Source organism: Streptomyces sp. NRRL F-6676, assembly GCF_000725625.1.
In the GTDB taxonomy this organism is placed as follows: Bacteria; Actinomycetota; Actinomycetes; order Streptomycetales; family Streptomycetaceae; genus Streptomyces.
Genome location: NZ_KL647083.1, coordinates 207,581 through 227,811 on the forward strand (window position 1 = coordinate 207,581; position 20,231 = coordinate 227,811).

Annotated in this window: 18 protein-coding genes; 3 read left to right on the forward strand and 15 right to left on the reverse strand. The window is 72.9% G+C overall.

What is annotated here, in order from left to right; all coding sequences use genetic code 11:
- Position 1 precedes the first annotated feature (1 nt).
- The 8 genes from IO29_RS32355 to IO29_RS32390 form a co-directional block, all read right to left on the reverse strand.
- A complete protein-coding gene (locus tag IO29_RS32355; RefSeq protein WP_030378331.1) occupies positions 2 to 709 on the reverse strand; it encodes a hypothetical protein in 708 nt (235 codons plus the stop codon).
- Positions 709 to 969, reverse strand: coding sequence for a gas vesicle protein GvpG (locus IO29_RS32360; RefSeq protein WP_030378330.1), 261 nt, complete (start codon positions 967 to 969; stop codon positions 709 to 711). Before IO29_RS32360 ends, IO29_RS32355 begins: the two co-directional genes overlap by 1 nt.
- 3 nt (positions 970 to 972) lie before the next feature.
- Positions 973 to 1,743: a GvpL/GvpF family gas vesicle protein gene (locus tag IO29_RS32365; protein ID WP_030378329.1), complete on the reverse strand. Its 771-nt coding sequence runs from the start codon at positions 1,741 to 1,743 to the stop codon at positions 973 to 975.
- Positions 1,740 to 2,180, reverse strand: a complete 441-nt coding sequence (locus tag IO29_RS32370; protein WP_030378328.1) for a gas vesicle structural protein GvpA — start codon at positions 2,178 to 2,180, stop codon at positions 1,740 to 1,742. The genes IO29_RS32365 and IO29_RS32370 overlap by 4 nt, the downstream gene beginning before the upstream one ends.
- A 53-nt stretch (positions 2,181 to 2,233) precedes the next feature.
- The gene (locus IO29_RS32375) at positions 2,234 to 2,563 is read right to left on the reverse strand and encodes a gas vesicle protein GvpO (RefSeq protein ID WP_078618119.1); all 330 of its coding nucleotides are present in this window, start codon (positions 2,561 to 2,563) and stop codon (positions 2,234 to 2,236) included.
- An 85-nt stretch (positions 2,564 to 2,648) separates the two neighbouring features.
- Positions 2,649 to 3,575: a non-homologous end-joining DNA ligase gene (gene ligD, locus IO29_RS32380; RefSeq protein WP_030378326.1), complete on the reverse strand. Its 927-nt coding sequence runs from the start codon at positions 3,573 to 3,575 to the stop codon at positions 2,649 to 2,651.
- A 1-nt stretch (position 3,576) separates the two neighbouring features.
- Entirely contained in the window at positions 3,577 to 5,424 is a 1,848-nt protein-coding gene (locus IO29_RS32385; RefSeq protein ID WP_030378325.1) for a transketolase, read from the reverse strand.
- Positions 5,421 to 6,806: an NAD(P)/FAD-dependent oxidoreductase gene (locus tag IO29_RS32390; RefSeq protein WP_234307427.1), complete on the reverse strand. Its 1,386-nt coding sequence runs from the start codon at positions 6,804 to 6,806 to the stop codon at positions 5,421 to 5,423. Before IO29_RS32390 ends, IO29_RS32385 begins: the two co-directional genes overlap by 4 nt.
- A 230-nt stretch (positions 6,807 to 7,036) precedes the next feature.
- Between IO29_RS32390 and IO29_RS32395 the strand changes: the two genes are divergently transcribed.
- On the forward strand, positions 7,037 to 7,990 hold the full coding sequence (locus IO29_RS32395; protein WP_030378323.1) for an LLM class F420-dependent oxidoreductase: 954 nt from the start codon (positions 7,037 to 7,039) through the stop codon (positions 7,988 to 7,990).
- Between the two features lie 71 nt (positions 7,991 to 8,061).
- Entirely contained in the window at positions 8,062 to 8,415 is a 354-nt protein-coding gene (locus tag IO29_RS32400) for a VOC family protein (protein ID WP_030378322.1), read from the forward strand.
- 16 nt (positions 8,416 to 8,431) lie between these two features.
- Here IO29_RS32400 and IO29_RS32405 read toward each other — a convergent pair whose 3' ends face one another.
- The 7 genes from IO29_RS32405 to IO29_RS32435 form a co-directional block, all read right to left on the reverse strand.
- Positions 8,432 to 10,387: a DUF5107 domain-containing protein gene (locus IO29_RS32405; RefSeq protein ID WP_030378321.1), complete on the reverse strand. Its 1,956-nt coding sequence runs from the start codon at positions 10,385 to 10,387 to the stop codon at positions 8,432 to 8,434.
- Positions 10,388 to 10,435: 48 nt separating this feature from the next.
- Entirely contained in the window at positions 10,436 to 10,996 is a 561-nt protein-coding gene (locus IO29_RS32410; protein ID WP_030378320.1) for a GNAT family N-acetyltransferase, read from the reverse strand.
- 234 nt (positions 10,997 to 11,230) lie between these two features.
- Entirely contained in the window at positions 11,231 to 13,201 is a 1,971-nt protein-coding gene (locus IO29_RS32415; protein WP_030378319.1) for a prolyl oligopeptidase family serine peptidase, read from the reverse strand.
- A gap of 14 nt (positions 13,202 to 13,215) precedes the next feature.
- Positions 13,216 to 14,580, reverse strand: a complete 1,365-nt coding sequence (locus IO29_RS32420) for a M20/M25/M40 family metallo-hydrolase (protein WP_030378318.1) — start codon at positions 14,578 to 14,580, stop codon at positions 13,216 to 13,218.
- On the reverse strand, positions 14,573 to 15,406 hold the full coding sequence (locus tag IO29_RS32425) for a M55 family metallopeptidase (protein ID WP_030378317.1): 834 nt from the start codon (positions 15,404 to 15,406) through the stop codon (positions 14,573 to 14,575). The genes IO29_RS32420 and IO29_RS32425 overlap by 8 nt, the downstream gene beginning before the upstream one ends.
- 229 nt (positions 15,407 to 15,635) lie before the next feature.
- A complete protein-coding gene (locus tag IO29_RS32430; protein WP_030378316.1) occupies positions 15,636 to 18,017 on the reverse strand; it encodes an MFS transporter in 2,382 nt (793 codons plus the stop codon).
- 193 nt (positions 18,018 to 18,210) lie between these two features.
- The gene (locus IO29_RS32435; RefSeq protein ID WP_030378315.1) at positions 18,211 to 18,654 is read right to left on the reverse strand and encodes an SRPBCC family protein; all 444 of its coding nucleotides are present in this window, start codon (positions 18,652 to 18,654) and stop codon (positions 18,211 to 18,213) included.
- A gap of 263 nt (positions 18,655 to 18,917) precedes the next feature.
- Here IO29_RS32435 and IO29_RS32440 point away from each other — a divergent pair, with 263 nt between their 5' ends.
- Positions 18,918 to 19,985 carry an Rv2578c family radical SAM protein gene (locus tag IO29_RS32440; protein ID WP_030378314.1) on the forward strand — a complete coding sequence of 356 codons (1,068 nt, stop codon included), beginning with the start codon at positions 18,918 to 18,920 and terminating at the stop codon, positions 19,983 to 19,985.
- Positions 19,986 to 20,231 lie beyond the last annotated feature (246 nt).

Below are 20,231 nucleotides of genomic sequence, written 5' to 3' on the forward strand. Positions count from 1 at the left end.
GTCACCGCCTCCCTTCACCGGACTGACCGCCGGTGGCACGGCGTGCGGCGCCCTTGGCCGCGGTGGTCTTCTTCGCGGGCGCGGCCTTCTTGGCGGGCGCCTGCTTCGCGGTGCGCGCGGTCTTCTTCGCCGCGCCCGCGGCGCCTCCGGCGCCCTCGGCCGTCCGCTTGGCGGGCGCCTTCTTGGCCGCCTTCCGCGCGGGGGCCTTCTTCGCGGGCCGGCGGCGCGGGGTCTCGTCCCGGTCGTCGCCGGACTGCTCGTCGGAGCCCGGGTCCGCGCGCTCGTCGCGGTCCTCGGCGGGCCCGCTGTCCTCCCGGCCCCGCCCCTCGGACTCCTCGTCGTCCTCCCGGCCGCCGCCGCCCGTACCGGGCAGGTCCGTGGCCTTGGAGGCGACACCGGAGACCTGGTCGCGGAGCTGACCGGTGCGGTTGTGCAGCCGGTCGGCGATGCCGGAGATCTGCCGTTCGACGAGCGCGCCGGAGGCGGCCTTGCCGACCCCGCGCAGATCGGTCCGCAACTGGTCGCCGATCTCCTTGAACTGCGGGTTGTTCTTCAGCTGCTGATTCACCAGATCGGCCACCGCGCGCGGGCTGAGCTGCATCTTCTTGCCCGCGACAAGCGTGCCGACGGCAAACGCCATCTTCATCTTCTTGGTACGTCCAAGGACGTACCCGGCCCCTACGGCGAGGCCCAGAGCCACTCGGTTCATCATGCCGTCCCGTTGTCTGTCGACGATGTACGGCCCATGCCGATCTCCATGCGGTCCAGAAGCGCGTCCTCCTGCGTGTCGAACTCGTCCTCAGTGATCTCGCCCGCCTCCAGCCGCTGCTCCAGCCGGCCGAGCTCGGCCCGGATGTTCGCCGGGTCGTAGTACTGGCGCTCGGCCTCGGCGACCACCTGTCTGATCGCCCAGAGGCTGCCGCGCGCGGGCGCGAACGGCAGCAGCAGGACTTCGCTGAGCAGTCCCATGGCTCACTCCTCGGCCGCCACCGTGCCGGTCGGCGTCGCGGCGGGCTCGGCGGGGCCGGGCTCGACGAAGCTGTAGGGCGGCAGCGGCCCGTTGACCCGCAGTTCGAGGTGCGGGTTGTTCTTGCGGACCTCCTCGACGGCCTCCACGAAGCGCGCGGAGGCGTCGCGGGGCACCAGGAAGGAGACGTTGGCGAGCCAGCCGGTGGACTCGGGTCCCGGGCTGACCGCCTCGGCGGCCGGCTCCAGCTGCCGCTGGACCTCGCCGGCGTCGATGGCCTCCAGGCGTTGCACGGCCTGCGCGACCATCTCGCCGAGCCGCAGCTTGTCCTCGTAACTGCCGCCGCCGGAGCGTCGGTTGGACTCGGCGAGGGCGCGCAGGTCCGGGTTCTCGGACATCACCCGGTGCAGTACCGCCTCCTCGTCGTGGCTGGCCTTGACGTTGTACTCGACGCGGCCGTCCAGGGCGGTCAGCCGCTCCCGGTAGTGCTCGGCGCGCTCGTCGAGCACCTGGGCGACGGCGTCGTCGTCCGGGGCGAGGCTGCCGAAGCGCATCGGCAGCACCGAACCGCCCGCGCCCGCCTCGCTGAGAACGGTCTGGTGGGCGAGCAGGTCCCTGCGCTTGGGGCGCAGCCCCTCGGGGGCGTCGCTGACGATGGCCGTCAGTCCGCCGCCCGTCACGGTCCTGAGCGGGCGCGGCGGGTCGCCGACGCCGGCCAGTTCCTCCGGGAGCGAAGGGTGCGAGCCCGCGGCGATGCCGTAGACGTACGTGCTCACTCCGACTCCTCCTTCTTGCGCGCGGGGGCGGACCTGCGGGCCCGCGGCCGCGACTCGCTCTTGCCCTCGTCGCCCCGGCTCTCGTCACGGGCCTGGCTGAAGGCGTCGGATATGGTCTGCGCGGCGCCGGAGAGGGCGCCCTTGGACTTGCCGCGCGCGCCGGACTCGGTCATCTCGCCGACGAGTTCGGGCAGGCCGGTGCTCTTGTTGGGGCCCGACTCCAGGTCGAGCCGGTTGCAGGCCTCGGCGAAGCGCAGATAGGTGTCGACGCTGGCCACGACGACCCGGACGTCGATCTTCAGGATCTCGATACCGACGAGGGACACACGGACGAACGCGTCGATCACCAATCCCCGGTCGAGGACGAGCTCAAGGACGTCGTAGAGGCCGCTGGAGCCGCCTCCACCTCCGGACTGCTGGGCCGGAACTACGGTCATACCGGTGATGCCTCCTTCTGTGACGTTTCGTGTCCGCGGGGAAGCGCGGTCGCTCAGCCGCCCGACCGCCGGTCGGCCCGGCCCCGCTCGTAACGGCGGACCCGCCGGTAACCGGCCAGGTCCCCGTCGGCCGTGAGCTCCACCTCGTAACTGGCGAGCAGGCTCATCGTGTCGGGGACCCGGGACAGCTCGAGGACCTCGATCTCGAGGCTCCAGCCGTCGTCCGTGCGTGTGAACGACGACACGGATTCGGCCTCCAGGCCGGTGAGCTCCACGAACTGGGCGCTTCCCTTGCGCACGACTTCCATGGGTGTCATGGATTTTCTTTTGTCGGGCTCTTCGGATGAATCTCGTGAATTCGATGCATGGGATGTGTTCGACATGGCCACCTCGTAAGGCGCATGCCCCACGTCTCTCTCGCAAACCTGTACGGGCGGTTTTGAGACAGGGAGATTGTGGAGAGTGCGGTCAGCGAAGGGCGTCGAGCCGGCGGCGGGCCGGGCCCAGGGCGCGGCCCGTGCGCAGCAGCCCGCGCCAGGGGTCGGTACGGGCCTGGTCGGCGGCGTCGGCGAGGGTCCAGCGGCGGGCGTGCAGACCGGGGTCGTCGAGCTGGTCCCAGGACAGCGGCGCGGCGACGGGGGCGCCGGGCCGGGCGCGGACGCTCCAGGGGGCGACGGCGGTCTGCGCGTAGGCGTTGCGCTGCACGTCAAGGTAGAGCCGGTCGCCCCGGTCCTTCTTGCGGGCGGCGGTGGTGAGCCGGCCGGGGTGGGCGGTGGCGAGCGTGTCGGCGACGTCCCGGGCGAACGCGCGCACCTCGTCGTAGCCGTGCCGCCCGTTGAGCGGGACGACGACGTGCAGCCCCCGGGAACCGGTGGTCATGAGCGCGGAGGGGAGCCCGAGCGCGTCGAGCAGTTCCCCGAGGTGGTGGGCGGCCTCCCGGACCAGGGCGAAGTCGTCCTCGCCCGACGGGTCCAGGTCGAAGACCAGCCGGTCGGGGCGGTCGAGGTGGCCGGTCCGGGAGAGCCAGCGGTGCAGGGTGAGGCTCGCCTGGTCGGCGAGGTACACCAGGGTGGCAGTGTCCTGGCACACCGGGTGGCAGACGGTGCCGCCCTCCTTGGCCACCTCGACCCGTGCGATCCAGTCGGGGTAGTGCGCGGAGACGTTCTTCTGCATGAAGCGCGGCCCGCCGACGCCGTCCGGGTACCGCTCCAGCATCAGCGGCCGGTCGCGCAGCTGCGGCAGCAGGTACGGGGCGACGGCCCGGTAGTACGCGACCAGATCGGCCTTGGTGTACTCCGGGCCGTCCCCGTCGTCCGGCGGCGGGAACAGCACCTTGTCCGGCCGGTGGATCTCCAGGGTGCGCCGCCCCGCCCGTACGCTCCGCCCGCCGCTCATGTCAGCGCACCACGGCCTGTTCCACCAGCAGCCGGGCCGCCGCCGCGATCGACTCCGCGTCGATGCCCGCCGCGTGCAGCTGCTCCTCCGGTGTCGCGGAACCCGGCATGTTGCGCACCGCGAGCCGGACCAGGCGGGGTACGGGGCGGCCGTCGCCGAAGGCGTCGAGGACCGCGTCCCCGATTCCGCCCTCCTCGTGGTGGTCCTCGACGGTGATCAGGCAGCCGGTCTGCTCGGCGGCCTCGCGCAGGGTGCGCCGGTCGACGGGCTTGACCGAGTACAGGTCGACGACGCGGACCTTGATGCCGGCCTCGGCCAGCGTGTCGGCGGCGGCCAGCGCCTCGTGCACGGTGACGCCGGCGGCGACCAGGGTGAGCCGGTCCTCGTCGGAGGAGCGCAGCACCTTGCTGCCACCGACCGGGAACTCCTCGTCGGGCCCGTAGAGCACGGGGGCCTCGCCGCGCGAGGTGCGCAGATAGCGGATGCCGTCGAGTCCGGCCATGGCGGCGGTGAGCTTGGCGGTCTGGTTGGCGTCGCACGGGTACAGCACCGTCGAGCCGTACACGGACCGGAACATCGCCAGGTCCTCCAGGCCCATCTGCGAGGGCCCGTCCTGGCCGATGGAGACGCCCGCGTGCGAGCCGTTGACGCAGATCCCGGCGCCGCTGATGGAGGCCATGCGGACGAAGTCGTAGGCGCGGGAGAGGAAGGCCGCGAAGGTCGACGCGTACGGCACCCAGCCGCGGGTGGCGACACCGACCGCGGCGGCGATCAGCTGCTGCTCGGCGATGTAGCACTCGATGTACCGCTCGGGGTGCTCCTTGGCGAAGAACTCCGCGCGGGTGGAGTCGCCGACCTCGCCGTCCAGGGCGACGACGTCGCCGCGGGCGGTGCCGAGTGCGGCGAGCGCCTCGCCGAAGGCGTTGCGGGTGGCGACCTCGTCGCCCTTGTCGTAGCGGGGCAGCTCCGGGGTGCCGGTGGGCACGGAGTGCAGCGCGCGGGCCTCGGGCGGCGCCTGCACCGTGACCCGCAGATCGCGGACGCCGCCGAGCTCCTCGATGGCCTCGTCGGCGTCCTTCACCGGCTTGCCGTGCAGGCCCTCGCGGTCCTCGGTGGCCTCGACGCCCTTGCCCTTGAGGGTGCGGGCGAGGATCACCGTGGGCTGCCCGGTGGTGGAGCGGGCCTCGCCGAAGGCGCGGTCGACGGCCTCCACGTCGTGCCCCTCGACCTCCACGGTGTGCCACCCGAAGGCCTTGAAGCGGCGGGCGTAGGCGTCCAGGTCGTGCCCGTGCCGGGTGGCGCCGCGCTGGCCGAGCCGGTTGACGTCGACGATCGCGGTGAGGTTGGCCAGGTTCTCGTAGCCGGCGTGCTCGGCGGCCTCCCAGACGGAGCCCTCGGCGAGTTCGCTGTCGCCGCACAGCACCCACACCCGGTAGTCGGCGTGGTCGAGCCGCTTGCCGGCGAGCGCGATGCCGACGCCGACCGGGAGCCCCTGGCCGAGCGAGCCGGTCGCGGTCTCCACCCAGGGCAGCTGCCGGGGCGTCGGGTGCCCTTCGAGGCGGCTGCCCTGCTTGCGGAAGGTGAGCAGTTCCTCGTCGTCGACGACGCCGACGGCCTTGTACGCGGCGTAGAGCAGCGGCGAGGCGTGGCCCTTGGAGAGCACGAAGCGGTCGTTGGCGGGGTGCTGGGGGCGCTCGAAGTCATAGCGCAGGTGGTGGGCGAGCAGGACGGCCATCAGATCGGCGGCCGACATCGAGGACGTGGGGTGCCCGGAGCCGGCGGCGGCCGCGGCACGCACACTGTCGACGCGCAACTGCTGCGCGAGCTCGGTCAGTTGCTCGTTGTTCATGACGTCTTCTCGCTCCCGTTCTTCGCGTTCTTGCTGCTTTTCCCGCTGCCGTTCTTGCCGTTCCTCGGCTTCTCCGGGGCCCCGGGCATCCGGGCCAGCTCCGGCGAGTCGGTGTCCAGGGGCACCGACCAGGACCGTACGAGGCCCAACTGGACGCCCTGGCGCGGCAGTACGGCGTCCAGGAGCCAGTCGGCGGCGACCCGGATCCGGTTGCCGGGCATCGCGGCGAGGTGGTAGCCGCGGGTGACCGCGCCGGCCGGCAGGCCGGACAGCGGGATGCCGAGCGGGTTGGCGGCGGCCTTGACCCCGCCGAGGTCGACGACGAAGCCGAGGTCACGGTGGCGGTAGGGGCGCGGGTCGCCCTGGCCGAAGGAGGCGGCGATGTTGTGGGCGCAGATCTTGCCCTGCCGCCAGGCGTGCTGGGCGGTCATCGGGTAGAACGTGCCCGGGTCCTCCAGATTGGGCACGGCGGCCGCGTCGCCGCAGGCGAACACCTCGGGCCGGCCCGGCACTTGGAGCGTGGGCTCGACCAGCAGCCGGCCGCGCTCCAGGGTGAGCCCGGTGGACTCGGCGAGCGGGTCGGGGCGGACGCCGACGCACCACACCAGGGTGCGGGTGTCGACGAACTCGCCGTCGGTGAGCAGCACGCCCTCGGAGGTGGCCTCCTTCACGGAGGTGCCCATCCGCACGTCGACACCGCGTTCGCGCAGCACCTTGTCGGCGGTGCGGGAGAGCCGTTCGTCCAGCTCGGGCAGGACCTTCTTCGCCACGTCGAGGAGCAGCCAGCGCGGGCGCATCCCGGAGCGCAGCGGGTGCTCCTTCACCAGTTGATCGGTGAACATCTGCCCCTGCGCGGCGACCTCGGTGCCGGTGTAGCCGGCGCCGACCACCACGAATGTGCAGCGCGCGGTGCAGGCCTCGGGATCGTCGGAGGCGGCGGCCAGCTCGACCTGGCGGGTGATGTGGTCGCGCAGATAGAGGGCCTCGGGCAGGCCCCGGAAGCCGTGCGCGTGCTCGGCGATGCCGGGGATGGGCAGCAGTTTGTTGACGCTGCCGGCGGCGAGCACCAGCCGGTCGTAGCCGAGCGAGCCCTCGTCGCCCTCGGGGTTGGTGTAGTGCACCGTACGGGCGTCGAGGTCGATGCCGTCGGCCTCGCCGAGCACCAGTTTCACCTTCGGCAGGGTGCCGGAGAGGGAGACGGTGACCCGGCGGGCCTCCAGGATGCCGGCGGACACCTGGGGCAGCAGGGGGAGGTAGAGGAAGTAGTCCGTCGGGTTGAGCAGGGTGATGTCGGCCTTGCCCCGGGCCAGCTTGGACAGCGTGCGGGCGGTCTGGTAGCCGGCGAATCCGGCTCCGATGATCAGAATGCGGGGTCGGCTCACGATTCGCCTCCGGCGGTGGTCGGCATGGGCTGGTGCCCCGTGGTGTAGGTGTCCGGTGCTCGAACTTTCCGCGTCCCCCTGGTCAGGGCGGCCAAACGTGGCCCGGCCGGGGCGGGGCCGTGTCGGCGGTACGCGGGGCCGTGTTCGGCGGTACGCGGGGCGCGTTTCGCGGTATGCGGGGCGGTTACCCGAACGGACGACCGACCCCACCCCCGTCGCGGAGGTATCCCATGCCCGAGTACGGCTATTTCCTCTCCTGCGAGGAGCACGGTCCCGCGGATCTGATCGACCAGGCGCGGATGGCCGAGCAGGCCGGTTTCCAGGCGCTGTGGATCTCGGACCACTACCACCCGTGGCACGACGCGCAGGGCCAGAGCCCGTTCGTGTGGTCGGTGATCGGGGCGCTCTCCGAGGCGGTGTCGCTGCCCGTCCAGACGGCGGTGACCTGCCCGACGGTCCGCACGCACCCGGCGGTCGTCGCGCAGGCGGCGGCGACCAGCGCGGTGATGACGGGGGGACGGTTCCGGCTGGGCGTCGGCACGGGCGAGGCGCTCAACGAGCACATCCTCGGCGACGCGTGGCCGCCGGCGCACGTACGGATGGAGATGCTGGAGGAGTCCATCCAGGTGATGCGGCGGCTGTTCACCGGCGAGGAGGTCAGCCACCACGGCACGCACTACACCGTGGAGAACGCCCGCCTGTACACGGTCCCCGACGAGCCGGTGCCCATCGACATCTCCGGCTTCGGCCCGGCGGCCACGTCACTCGCCTCCCGGGTGGGCGACGGCTACATCACGATGATGCCGGACGAGTCGATGGTCGAGCAGTTCCGCAAGGGCGGCGGCGGCGCCAAGCCGGTGAGCGGCGGCACGAAGGTCTGCTACGGCACCGACAAGGACGAGGCGGTCCGCACGGTCCGCGACCTGTGGTTCAACGAACAACTCCCCGGCGAGATGGGCCAGGTGCTCCCCTCCCCGAAACACTATGAGCAGCTCAAACCGCTGGTGACGGAGGACATGGTCCGCGAGAACCGCGTCTGCGGCGACAACCCCGACGAACACGTCCAGGCCCTGACCGCCTTCGCCGACGCCGGCTTCGACCGCGTCTACGTCAACCAGATAGGCCCCGACCAACGGGGCTTCTTCGACTTCTACCGCACGAAGGTGCTGCCGCGGCTCACGTGACACAGCCCCCGGGCCAAGGACGGGAAGGGCAGGGGCGGCGGGGGCGAAAACACCCAACTACCCTGACCCCCATGGAGATTATGGGAGCCACGCTGCGCATCTGCGTAGACGACCTGGAAACGTCGATCCCCTTCTACGAGAGGATCGCCTCCGCCCCCGCCCTCCGCTTCGAACGCGGAGGCGTCAAGGTCGCCGCCATAGGATTCTTCCTCCTCATGAGCGGCCCCCAGGCAGAGCTGGACATCCTCCGCAAGGTCACCGCGACCATCGCGGTCAAGGACGTGGAGGAGGCCCACCACGACCTCTCCGCCCTCGGCGCCCAGATCATCGCCGGCCCCGTCCCCACCCCCGCGGGGCGCAACATGATCGTCCGCCACCCCGACGGCTCGATCTTCGAGTACGTGGACCGCACCGCGACGTCCTGACCCACCCGACCGGACCTCAGCCGCCGTCGCCGCCCGCCCGCATCCGGAAGTCGTAGCGCGCGGGCAGCGACTCCCCCTCGCCCGCGACCCGCCCCCACAGCTCACCCAGCGCCTCCTCCCCCTCCCGCAGATCGGCCACCTCCACCCCGCCGTCGAACACGGCCCGCGCCCCCGCCCGGTCCCCCTCCGCGAGCAGCAGCCGCGCCCCGAGCAGCCGGAACCGCCCCCGCTCGCGCACCCGCTCCGGAAGCCGCTCCCAGACCCCCCGGGCATCCGCCACGCGCCCCACCCCCAGCAGGGCCTCGAGCACCTCCCGCCCCACAGCCGCGACGACGGCCTCATCGGCACCGCGCTCCCCGCACAGCTCGTCGAACGCCTCCGCATACCGCCCCGCGGCCCGCTCCCCGTCCCCCGCCACCCGGTCGGCGACGGCGAGACACCGCAGCGACGGCCACCGCACGGCCCCGCACCGCAGCGCCCGCTCCCAACTGCGCACGGCCTGCGCCCGGTCACCCGCGTGCCACTGGGCGACGCCGAGGTGGTACTCGGTCAACGGCCGCGCGGGCGCGGTCTCCAGCATGTCCCGCCAGTGCGCACCGACGAGACTCTCCCCGGGCACCTCCGCCTCCGGAAGCACCCCCGACCGCAACAACCGCACCCACGGTTCCTGCGCCTCACCCAGCGTGCTCTCCTCGAACGGCGTGCCCGGCAACTTCTCCCCCGCGCACAGCACTTCGAGCGCACCCCACCCGGATCCGACGGCGAGCACCTCGCCGGGCTCGGTGTCGGCGCAGGGCAGCCACGCCTCGTACGCCGCCGCGACGCGCGCGTGCGGCAGCACCGCGTCGAGCCGCCGCTCCACCTCCGCCCGGGCCCCGGACCAGTCGGCGCCGTGCACGGCGTCCGCGTCGGCCGCGAGCGGCCCGTACGCCTCCAGCCAGCTGAACTCGCCCCGCTCGTCGAGGCGTACGTGCTCCAGCTGGGTGCGGGCCAGGCCCGCCTGGATCTCGCAGTAGCCGCCGGTGCCGGGTTCGGTGAGCCACTCCTGCCAGCGCCGGCCGCCGGGCCTGGCGCCCCAGACGAACAGCTTGCGGCCGCGCAGCGCGGCGGTGGAGGTCTGCACGAGGCCGCGTCCGGTGTCGTCGAGCGCGGCGATCCAGCGGCGGGCGTCCTCGGGCAGCTCGTAGAAGTAGTCCGCCGCGTGGGGGCTGTTGAGCGGGTACGAGCGGTCGGCGCCCGCCCACTCGGGCACGGGCACCCGGCGCAGCCGACGCTCATAACCGAAGTGCCACGCCTGGTCGGCCGGTGCGAGGACCCGGCACTCCTCCGGGACGGCGATGTTGGACCACCAGTACACGGGCGCGGGGCGGTCGTGCGGATTGCGGACGCGGACGCCGGCGTAGAGGAAGTCCGAGCCGTCCGGCAGCCACAGGTCGACCTGGAACGGCAGGTCGCGCAGCCGTTCCCACTCCCACAGCCGCAGCATCTCGCCGCCGTCGGGGGCGGTGACGCGGGCGGCGTGCAGGGGCGCGCAGGAGAGGGTGGTGTGGCCGGTCGCGCCGATGTTCCACTCGATGCCGCCGGAGTACCAGGCGCCGTTGAGCGCGAAGTTGGCGGGCTGGAACACCGGGTTGCGGTAGAGGAGTTCGCGCCCGGTGCGCAGGTGCAGGAGGGAGACGACGCGGCCGCCGAGGCCGGGCAGGACAGTGGCGCGCAGCCGGTCGTTCTCCAGGACGAGTGCGTCGAGCGTGCGCGGTGCGCGTTGTCTGTCGTAGCCGTCCCGGAGGGGGGCGGGCAGGACGCTGTCGAGGGGGGCGTAGCGGATCTGCCGGGCCATGTCGCGGGGCGCCCCTTCGAGGTCCCGTTCGTCGACGTGGTGGGCCTCGTCGAGCGGGGTGAGGGGCGGCAGCGGGTTGGCGGGGCCGAGGTCGGCGGCGGGCAGGGTCACTGCGGCACGTCGGATCGTCGTCACCCGGTCATGGAACCCGCCCGTCGGCGCCCGGACCAGGGGGCGTTCCGGTCAGGATTGGGCAAAGGCGGCCCCGGCCCGCGCCTTCTCGGCGGTGAGGGCCCAGCGTTCGTGGTCGCGCCAGGCGCCGTCGATGAACAGGAAGTCGGGCGAGTAGCCCTCCAGACGGAAGCCGCAGCGGCGGGCGAGCGCGATGGAGGCGGCGTTGCCGGGCTGCACGTTGATCTCCAGGCGGTGCAGGCCGAGGGTGGTGAAGGCGTGCGCGACGACGAGGTTCAGGCCCTCGGTCATCAGGCCGCGGCCGGCGGCGTGGGCGAAGGCGCCGTAGCCGAGGGCGCCGCTGAGGAAGGCGCCGTGGACGATGTTGTTGATGTTGATGTAACCGGCGAGGGTGTGGTCGGCGCGGTCGCAGACGAGGAAACCGGCCTTGGCGGGGTCGTCGATGAGGCGGCCGGCGTAGGCGCGGTAGGCGGAAGTGGTGTCGGGTGGGAACAGCCAGGGGCGGTGCAACGCCCTGCTCTCCCGGACACGTCCGGTGAACTCGGCGGCGTCGTCGTAGGAGAACGGCCGTATCCCCACGCGGTCGCCTTCGGCGAGATAACGAACGGTCACGTGTTCACTGTACGACGCGGCGTGCACCGCCCAAGTTTCTTCGCCCCCGCCGCCCCTTCCCGTCCCAACCCGGGGGCAAGCCCCCGGACCCCCAAAAGATTGCGCAGTTCCCCGCGCCCCTGTCAGGGGCGCGGGGAACTGCGCAACGGGGCGAAGCCCCGTACGGGGTCCAAGGGGCGGAGCCCCTTGACGGGATGGGACGGGTAGGGGCGGCGGGGGCGAGGAAAACCCGGATCACGTGCCCCGCAACCCCAGCCGCCGGACCCCCCGCAACCCGAAAACTTCCCCGTACAACCCCAGCTCCGCCTCCAACGCCCGCACCGTCGTCTCCGCACGACGAAACCCGTGCCCCTCCCCCTCGAACGTCAGATACGCATACCGCACCCCCCGCCCCGCCATCCGCTCCAGCAACCGCTCGCACTGCTCCGGCGGACAGATCACGTCGTCGAGCCCCTGCATCAGCAGGAACGGCACCGTGATCCCGTCCGCCCGCTCCACCGGCGAGCGCTCCGTGTACGCCGCGGCCCCCACCGGCCCCACCAGCCCCTCCAGATACCGCGACTCGAAGTCGTGCGTGCCGCCGTCCGCCCAGCCGAGAAGATCCAGCACCGGATAGCGGATCACCCCGCACGCGTACACGTCCGTCGTCGCCAGCGACACCGCCGCCGTCCAGCCCCCCGCGCTGCCGCCCCGCACGGCGAGCCGCCCCCGGTCGGCGGTGCCCTCCTCGGCCAGGGCGAGGGCGACGGCAGCGCAGTCCTCGACGTCGACGACGCCCCACTGCTCCCGCAGCCGCTCGCGGTACTCCCGCCCGTACCCCGTCGAACCGCCGTAGTCGACCTCGGCGACCCCGATGCCGCGCGAGGTGAAGTAGGCGATCTCCAGGTCGAGGACGACGGGCGCCCTGCTGGTGGGACCGCCGTGCGCCCACACCACGTACGGCGGCAGCTCACCGCCGGGCGCGGTGTGCCCCGGGTTGTGCGGCGGATAGAGGCGGGCGTGGATGTCCCGCCCGGCGGGCCCGGTGAAGGTGCGGAGCTGCGGCTCGGGGTAGTAGGCGGGGTCGACGGGATCATGGGACGCGGCGCCGATGACACGGGCGTGCCCGGTGCGCGCGTCGAGTTCGATCACCGCGGGCGCGCTGCGCGGGCCCGCGCCGACGCCGACGATCCGGCTGCCGTGCACGGCGAGCGTGGGGGGGTACTCGTTCCAGGGCCCGGCGGCGTCGACGACCTCGCCGGTCCCCGGGTCGAGGATGCCGAGCGCGCTGGTGCCCCGCCCGTGCAGGACGGCGACCGGTCCGTCCGCCAGCGGGGCGAACCAGCGCTGCCCCAGCGTCCACAGGGGGCCGCCGAACTCCTCCTGGCGCGGGCAGAGCGGGTGGTGGCGCCCGGCCTCGTCGAGCCGGTACGGGTTCCACCAGCCGCTGCGGTCGGAGACATAGAGCAGGGTGCCGTCGGCGGCCCAGTCCGCCTGGGCGACGGCCTCCCCGGGGCCCCCGGCGACCGTGCGGGGGTCGTGCAGGAGGCCGTCGTCGCCGACGTCCGCGACGAGGAGTTCGGTGCCGTCCCACGGCATTTGGGGGTGGTCCCAGGCGAGCCAGGCCGCGCGGCGCCCGTCGGGCGAGAGGCGGGGGCCGGTGACGAACCGGTGCCGGGCGGGGGTGAGTTCGCGCACTGCGGCGCGGTCCTCGGCGGCGGAGCCGTCCAGCGGTACGGCGACGGCCACCCGCCGTACGTCGGAAGGCCCCTCGCCGGTGAACTCCTCCAGGACGCACCACACTTCGCCCCGCTCGACACGCATCACGGGGTCCACCCAGCGCAGCCCGCCGCCGACCGGCGAGAGCGGGGTGAGCGGGCGCGGCACGGCGCCGGGGGCGTCGGGCTCGTGGGCGTACAGCCGCTGGTCCGCGCCCTCGCTGAACACCACCAGCGGGCCCTCGAGGCGCATGACCCCGGCCCAGGGGTGGCCGCCGTACTCGTGGACCCGGCTGCGCACGTTCCAGGGCGCGGGCAGTACGGACTCCTCGGTGCCGTCGGCGGTGCGCCGTACGAGGGTGCGGCGGCCGCCCTCGGTGGGGCGGGGCTCGGTCCACCAGGGCTCGTCGCCGACGAAGCCGACGTGGTCCGGCCGGCCGTCGTGCGCGGCGGCCGTGGCCGCGTCGATCGGCGAGGGCCAGGTCCCGTAGGGGAGGGTGTGCACCATGGTCGCGGCTCTCCTCAGGCGGTGCGCAGGAAGCGGTCGAGGACGTGGACGCCGAAGTGCAGCGCCTCGACGGGGACGCGTTCGTCGACGCCGTGGAACATCGCCTGGTAGTCGAAGCCCTCGGGGAGTCTGAGCGGGGCGAACCCGTAGCCGGTGATGCCGAGCCGGGAGAACTGCTTGGCGTCGGTGCCGCCCGACATGCAGTACGGGACGACGTGTCCTTCGGGCGCGAACTCCTCCACTGCGGCGCGCATCTTCGCGTACGTGGGCGAGTCGACGGGGGCTTGCAGGGCGACCTCGCGGTGCTCGAACTCCCAGTCGACGTCGGGGCCGGTGAGCTGGTCGAGGGTGGTGCGGAACTCGTCCTCGCCGCCGGGCAGGAACCTTCCGTCCACGTGGGCGACGGCCTCGCCGGGGATGACGTTGACCTTGTAACCGGCTTCCAGCATGGTCGGGTTGGCGCTGTTGCGGACGGTGGCCTCGACGAGGGCGGCGGCGGGGCCGAGCTTCTCCAGGAGGGCGTCCACCTCGGCGGCGGCGTCCTCCGTGCCGCTCGGGTCGGTCCCGGCACCGCTCAGGCTTGTCTCGATGCCGTGCAGCGCGGCCAGTTCGGTGAGGGCGGCGCGGACGGTCGGGGTGAGCCGCATCGGCCAGCGGTGCTCGCCGATGCGGGTGACGGCCGCGGCGAGCCGGGTGACCGCGTTGTCGTGGTTGACCTTGGAGCCGTGCCCCGCGCGCCCGCGCGCGGTGAGCCTGAGCCAGCCGGTGCCGCGCTCCCCCGCCGCGATGGGGTAGAGGTGACGCCCGGAGCCGTCGTGGAAGGTGTACGCGCCGGACTCGCCGATGGCTTCCGTACAGCCCTCGAACAGGCCGGGGTGGTGGTCGGCGAGGAAGCCGGAGCCGTCCACCGCGCTCGCCTCCTCGTCGGCGGTGAACGCGATGACGAGGTCGCGCCGGGGGCGTACGCCCGCGCGCATCCAGTCGCGGACGACGGCGAGGATCATCGCGTCCATGTTCTTCATGTCGACGGCGCCGCGCCCCCAGACCACGCCGTCGCGCACCTCGCCGGAGAACGGGTGCACGCTCCAGTCGTCCGCCCGCGCGGGGACGACGTCGAGATGACCGTGGACGAGCAGGGCGGGGGCGGAGGGGTCGGTGCCCGCGAGGCGCGCGACGACGTTGGCGCGCCCCGGGGTGCGCTCCAGGAGCGCCGGTTCGAGGCCGGCGTCGGCGAGCTGTGCCGCCGCGTACTCGGCGGCGGGCCGCTCACGGCAGTCGCCGCCGCCCCGGTTGGTGGTGTCGATACGGATGAGCTCGGAGGTGAACCGGACGACTTCGTCCAACGCCCGCTGACCCACCGTGTGTTCGACGTCAGCCATATTGCTCCTCCACGGCGGCCGAGGCGATCGTGGTGACCGCCTTGAAGGTGCGGATGCCCTCGTACATGGTGGCGCTGGTGTACGCCACCTTGCGCTCGCCGATGCGGTCGACGCCCGGGACGACGGTGGTGGCGGCGGCGAGGTGCTCGGCGTCGAACTCCAGCGCGACGGTGAACGGTCCGTCGTGCGCGGGCGCGTGGCGGACGGCGAGGGCGGCCGCCTCCTTGGCGGCGGCGCGGATGTCGGCGGCGGTGCGGGCGGGGGTGCGGCAGACGGCCGCGTACCGGGAGACGTGGTCCTTGACGGCGACCTTCAGCGCCTCGGGCGCGTAGCCGAGGGCGTCCTCGCAGGCCACGTCGTCGCCGGTGACGAGCACGACGGGGACGCCGTACTCGGCGGCGACATGCGCGTTGAGCAGGCCCTCGCTGGCGCGTACGTCGTTCAGCCAGACGCCGGTGATCTGGTTGGCGAGGTAGGTGTGGGCGAGGACGCCCTCCATGCCGGCGCCGGCGTGGTAGCCGAGGAAGGCGATGCCGTCCACGTCTCCGTGCTGGACACCTTCGACCATGGAGAGGGACTTGTGGCGGCCGGTGAGCATCTCGACGCGGTCGTCCAGCTGTTCGAGGAGGAGGTTGCGCATGCTCCAGTGGGCCTCGTTGATGAGGACCTCGTCGGCACCGCCCTCGAAGAACCCCTGGACGGCGGCGTTGACGTCGCCGGTGAACAGGGTGCGGCAGCGTTCCCACTGGGCGGTGCCGGGCAGCACGTCCGCGGGCCAGGTCACCCCGGTGGCGCCCTCCATGTCGGCGCTGAGGAGGATCTTCATGCCGAAACGGTACGCGTTCTGTCCTTCTTTTTCGCCGCCCCTACCCTTCCCGTCCCTCCGGGGGCAAGCCCCCGGACCCCCAAAAAGATTGCGCAGTTCCCCGCGCCCCTGTCAGGGGCGCGGGGAACTGCGCACGGGGCGAAGCCCCGTCCGGGGTCCAAGGGGCGGAGCCCCTTGAGGGGACGGGAAGGGTAGGGGCGGCGGGGGCGAGAAAACGTCCCGCGAACCCTCAGTCCTCATGCCCCAGGTGCAGGTCCCGCTCCGTCCGGCCGCCCCCGGCCATCCGCAACACCGTGGCCACCGGCGGGTACCCCGCCGCGATCACCGTGTACTCCCCCGACGAGAGGTCCACGAACCGGAACACCCCGTCCGCCCCCGTCGTCACCGAGTCCACCACGTTCCCCGCCGCATCCAGCAACGTCACCCTCGCATCCTCCACCGGCCGCCCGCCCCCGGCCCGCACGGTCCCCCGCAACACCGCCCCACCCGCGAGCTCGACGTCCTGCCGGGTCTCCCGGGACGCGTGCACGGTGACCGGCAGCGCCGCCGGCCGGAAGGCGGGCGCGCTCGCCGCGAGCGTGTACTCGCCGGCCACCAGCTCGGTGATCAGATAGCCGCCCTCCGCCGCACTCCGTGTCGTCGCGACGACCTCCCCGTGCGCGTTGGTGAGCGTCACCGTCGCGTCCCGCACCGGCGTCCCGTCGGCGGTGAGCACACTGCCCGCCAGCCGCCCCGCACCCCCGAGCACCACATCGAGTTCGACCGGCCGTTCGCCGACCGTCACGGACACCGCCTGCGGCTGGTGCCCGCCGGCCGCCGCGATCAGCACGTACGCCCCCGGCCCGGGCGTGGCCAGCGCGTACCGTCCGTCCTCCCCGCTCGCCCCGCGCCCGATCTGCGCACCGGTGACGTCGATGAGGGTGAGCGCCGCACGCGGCACGACGGTGCCGTCGGGATGCTGCACGCTGCCGCAGACGGGCACCCCGGCACCGTAGGAGAGACGGGCCGGCGGGACCTGCCCGGTGGTGGGGGCGTCGGTGGGGGTGGGGTGGGACACCAGCGGTTTCTCCTTGAGGAAGCAGGCGATGAGCAGCCCGAGGACGAGGACCGGCACCAGATAGAGGAAGATGCGCGGCATCGCGTCGGCGTAGGCGCGCACGTACGCGTCGCGCAGTGCGGGCGGGAGCGTGCGCACGAGTTGCGGGGTGAGCGACTCGGGGTCCGGCAGCCCGCGGCCCGCGTTCCGCGGTAGCCGGTCGCGCAGGGCGTCGCCGAGCCGCTGGGCGAAGAGCGTGCCGAAGACGGCGGCGCCGACGCTGCCGCCGATCTGCCGGAAGTAGTTGTTGGCGCTGGTCGCGGTGCCGAGGTCGGCGGGGCGCACGGCGTTCTGCACGGCGAGGACGAGCACGGGCATCACCATGCCGATGCCCGTGCCGAGAACGGCCATCCAGATGCTGTAGTGCAGCCGGGGCGTGTCGGTGCCGAGCCCGGACAGCAGCCACATGCCGACGGCGGACAGCGCGCTGCCGAGCAGCGGGTACGGCTTGTAGCGGCCGGTGCGGCTGATGAGCTGCCCGCAGACGATGGAGGCGCCGACGATCCCGGCCATCATCGGCAGCATCAGCAGCCCGGACTCGGTGGCCGAGACCCCGTCGACCATTTGCAGGAAGCTCGGCAGATAGCTGGCCGCGCCGAACAGGGCGACGCCGATGACCAGTCCGACCAGCGCGGTGACGTTGAACACCGAGTCCCGGAACAGCCGCAGCGGGATGAGGGGTTCGGCGGCGAACCGCTCCGCGATCAGGAAGAGCACGGTCGCCACGACCGCCCCCGCGCCGAGCCCGAGGACGACACGGGAGCCCCACGCGTACTCGGTGCCGCCCCAGCTCGTCAGCAGCACGAGGCAGGTGGAGGCGGCGGCCAGCAGCAGCGCCCCCGGCACGTCGAGCCGGGCCCGGCGCTCGGGCTTGGGCAGCTTGAGGACGACGGCGACGACGGCGAGGGTGACCAGACCGAACGGCACGTTGATGTAGAAGCACCAGCGCCAGGAGAGGTGGTCGGTGAAGTAACCGCCGAGCAGCGGCCCGGCCACCGAGGCGAGCCCGAACACGGCGCCGATCGCGCCCATGTAGCGGCCGCGTTCACGGGGCGGCACGATGTCCGCGATGATCGCCTGCACGCCGATCATCAGCCCGCCGGCGCCGACGCCCTGGACCGCCCGGTAGGCGATCATCTGGTCCATGCTCCCGGCCCGGCCGGCCAGCGCGGAGCCGACCACGAAGACCAGGATGGCGAACTGGAAGACGCCCTTGCGCCCGAAGAGGTCACCGGCCTTGCCGTAGACGGGCAGTCCGATGGTCGCGGTGAGCAGATACGCCGTGACGGCCCAGGACATCTTGTCCAGCCCGTGCAGCTCGCCGACGATCTTCGGCAGCGCGGTGGCGACGATCATCTGGTCCAGCGCGGCGAGCAGCAGCGCGAGCATCAGCCCGAGGAAGACCAGCCGGACCCGGCGCGGGGTGAGCGGGGCGTCCGGGGGCGGAAGCGGTGGCTCGGGGGCGCGCGGGGGCGCGAGTTCCACGTCCTCCTGCGCCAGAGTGATCCCACCCACGAAACGCTCCCCTCACCGCACCCTCCGCGCCCTGCCCGCGCCCCCACACAACTCCGCCCAACCACACGGAGTTACGGCACGAGAACCAGCAACGAGAAGATCCACCCGATCCGGTGAGGGGCACGGGACTGTGTCGATCCGCGGCTCCGCCGCGTGGGCACGACCAGCCGCCTCAAGGGCAGGGAGCTACCCCCTACTTCTCCGTCTCCGCGGCGAGCCGCGCGAGCACCGCGTCATAGATGCGACCCAGCCCCTTCGGCGCGAACGTCTTCTCGAAGAACCCGCCGATACCCCCCGCCCCGTTCCACGTCGTCGTGACGACGACCCGCGCCCGCCCCTCACCCGCCGGCGTCACCCGCCACGTCGTCACCATGGACGAGTTGCGGTCCTTCTCGACCAGCTCCCCGTCCGTCGGCTCGCTGACCTCCAGCAGGCAGTCGCGCACCCGCTTGCTCGTGGCCTGGAGCTTCCAGTGGACGAGGGTGCCCTCGCCGTCGCCGCCCTCGCGCACCTCGTACTCGCTGAAGTGCTCGGGCAGCAGCTTCGCGCGCGTGCCGGTGTAGTCGGCCAGGGAGTCGAACACCTTCTCCGCGTCCGCAGCGATGACCCGCTCGGTGGTGGCCTCGACCTGCGCCATGACGTTCCTCTTCCTGTACATGTGACGGGGGTACGGCCAATCCCACCACACCCGGAGCCGCGGGCGGACGCGGACCGGGACCGTACGCGCCCGCGCTCCGGCGCACGCGCCGTCCGCCACGCCGGACGGGAGCGCGAATCCACCGGAAAAGCCCCAGGCCGGGACCACCTCCTTCGAATATCGAACACACGAACGACCCCGCTCCCCCGATCAAGGGAACGTATGTTCTATTCTGTGGACGCAGCACTACCCGAGGAGGCGCCATGCGCTGGGAGAACCTCACCCGCGATCCCACCGGGGACCGCGCCCGCGACGCCGCGCTGTTCCACGCGGACGCGGTGACCACACGCACGTTCGACACCCCCGAGTTCCGCGGGATCACGTTCCACGAGGTGCGCGCCCGTTCGATCGTGAACCGGGTACCGGGCGCCTCGCGCATGCCGTTCGAATGGACGGTCAACCCGTACCGGGGCTGCGCGCACGCGTGCGTGTACTGCTTCGCCCGCAAGACGCACAGCTATCTGGACCTCGACACGGGAATCGGCTTCGACTCGCAGATCGTGGTGAAGGTCAACGCGCCCGAGCTGCTGCGCCGGCAGCTGGCCTCGCCGCGCTGGGGCGGCGAGCACATCGCGATGGGCACCAATGTCGACTGCTACCAGCGGGCCGAGGGGCGCTACCGGCTGATGCCGGGGGTCATCGCCGCCCTGCGCGACCGCGCCAACCCGTTCTCGATCCTCACCAAGGGCACGCTGATCCTGCGCGACCTGGAGCTGCTGAAGCAGGCGTCCGAGGTCACCGACGTCGGCATCTCGGTCTCCGTGGGATTCACCGACCCCGCGCTGTGGCGCACGGTCGAGCCGGGCACCCCGGCTCCGGAACGGCGTCTGGAGGTCGTGCGGGTGCTGGGCGAGCACGGCATCGGCTGCGGGGTCCTGATGGCCCCCGTCATCCCGTTCCTCGGCGACCGTCCCGACCAGCTGCGGGCCACCGTACGGGCGATCGCCGCGGCCGGGGCGACCTCGGTGACGCCCCTGGTGCTGCATCTGCGCCCAGGGGCGCGCGAGTGGTTCATGGCCTGGCTGGAGCACCACCACCCGCACCTCGTGCGCCGTTACGAGCGCCTGTACGCCGCGGGCGCCTACGCTCCGACCTGGTATCAGCGCCGGATCACCCGTCAGGTGCACGAGCTGGCGCGGGAGTACGGGATCGGCCCCACGCGCGCGGGAATGCCGCGCCGGATCCGGCCCGCCGAGTCCGCCGAGCCCGCGTCCGAACCGGCCCTCGACCCCACGGTGGTCCCCGGTCCCACCCAGCTCTCTTTGCTCTGAGCCGACGACGCCGGCAGCCGGGCGGACGGTGCGCGGGCGGGAGACAGCCGAGCGAAGGGCAGACAGGCGAAGGGCACCCGGGCGAACGGCGGACAGGCGGGCGGCAGCCGGGCGCTTCCCGCGGCCCGATCGGCTGAAATTCCGCGGAACGGGTTCCTCCGGGCGTGCTTCCCGGGACGATGCGGCGAGGACCGTGCCCCGGCCTGGGGGCGCGGATCCCGCGTCCTGCCCCACGTTCTGGGAGGC

Bases quoted from the DNA above. Each gene is read 5' to 3' on its own strand.
- IO29_RS32355 (WP_030378331.1), bottom strand. From the start codon at position 709: ATGAACCGAGTGGCTCTGGGCCTCGCCGTAGGGGCCGGGTACGTCCTT.
- IO29_RS32360 (WP_030378330.1), bottom strand. From the start codon at position 969: ATGGGACTGCTCAGCGAAGTCCTGCTGCTGCCGTTCGCGCCCGCGCGC.
- IO29_RS32370 (WP_030378328.1), bottom strand. From the start codon at position 2,180: ATGACCGTAGTTCCGGCCCAGCAGTCCGGAGGTGGAGGCGGCTCCAGC.
- IO29_RS32375 (WP_078618119.1), bottom strand. From the start codon at position 2,563: ATGTCGAACACATCCCATGCATCGAATTCACGAGATTCATCCGAAGAG.
- ligD (WP_030378326.1), bottom strand. From the start codon at position 3,575: ATGAGCGGCGGGCGGAGCGTACGGGCGGGGCGGCGCACCCTGGAGATC.
- IO29_RS32385 (WP_030378325.1), bottom strand. From the start codon at position 5,424: ATGAACAACGAGCAACTGACCGAGCTCGCGCAGCAGTTGCGCGTCGAC.
- IO29_RS32395 (WP_030378323.1), top strand. From the start codon at position 7,037: ATGCCCGAGTACGGCTATTTCCTCTCCTGCGAGGAGCACGGTCCCGCG.
- IO29_RS32400 (WP_030378322.1), top strand. From the start codon at position 8,062: ATGGAGATTATGGGAGCCACGCTGCGCATCTGCGTAGACGACCTGGAA.
- IO29_RS32415 (WP_030378319.1), bottom strand. From the start codon at position 13,201: ATGGTGCACACCCTCCCCTACGGGACCTGGCCCTCGCCGATCGACGCG.
- IO29_RS32420 (WP_030378318.1), bottom strand. From the start codon at position 14,580: ATGGCTGACGTCGAACACACGGTGGGTCAGCGGGCGTTGGACGAAGTC.
- IO29_RS32425 (WP_030378317.1), bottom strand. From the start codon at position 15,406: ATGAAGATCCTCCTCAGCGCCGACATGGAGGGCGCCACCGGGGTGACC.
- IO29_RS32435 (WP_030378315.1), bottom strand. From the start codon at position 18,654: ATGGCGCAGGTCGAGGCCACCACCGAGCGGGTCATCGCTGCGGACGCG.
- IO29_RS32440 (WP_030378314.1), top strand. From the start codon at position 18,918: ATGCGCTGGGAGAACCTCACCCGCGATCCCACCGGGGACCGCGCCCGC.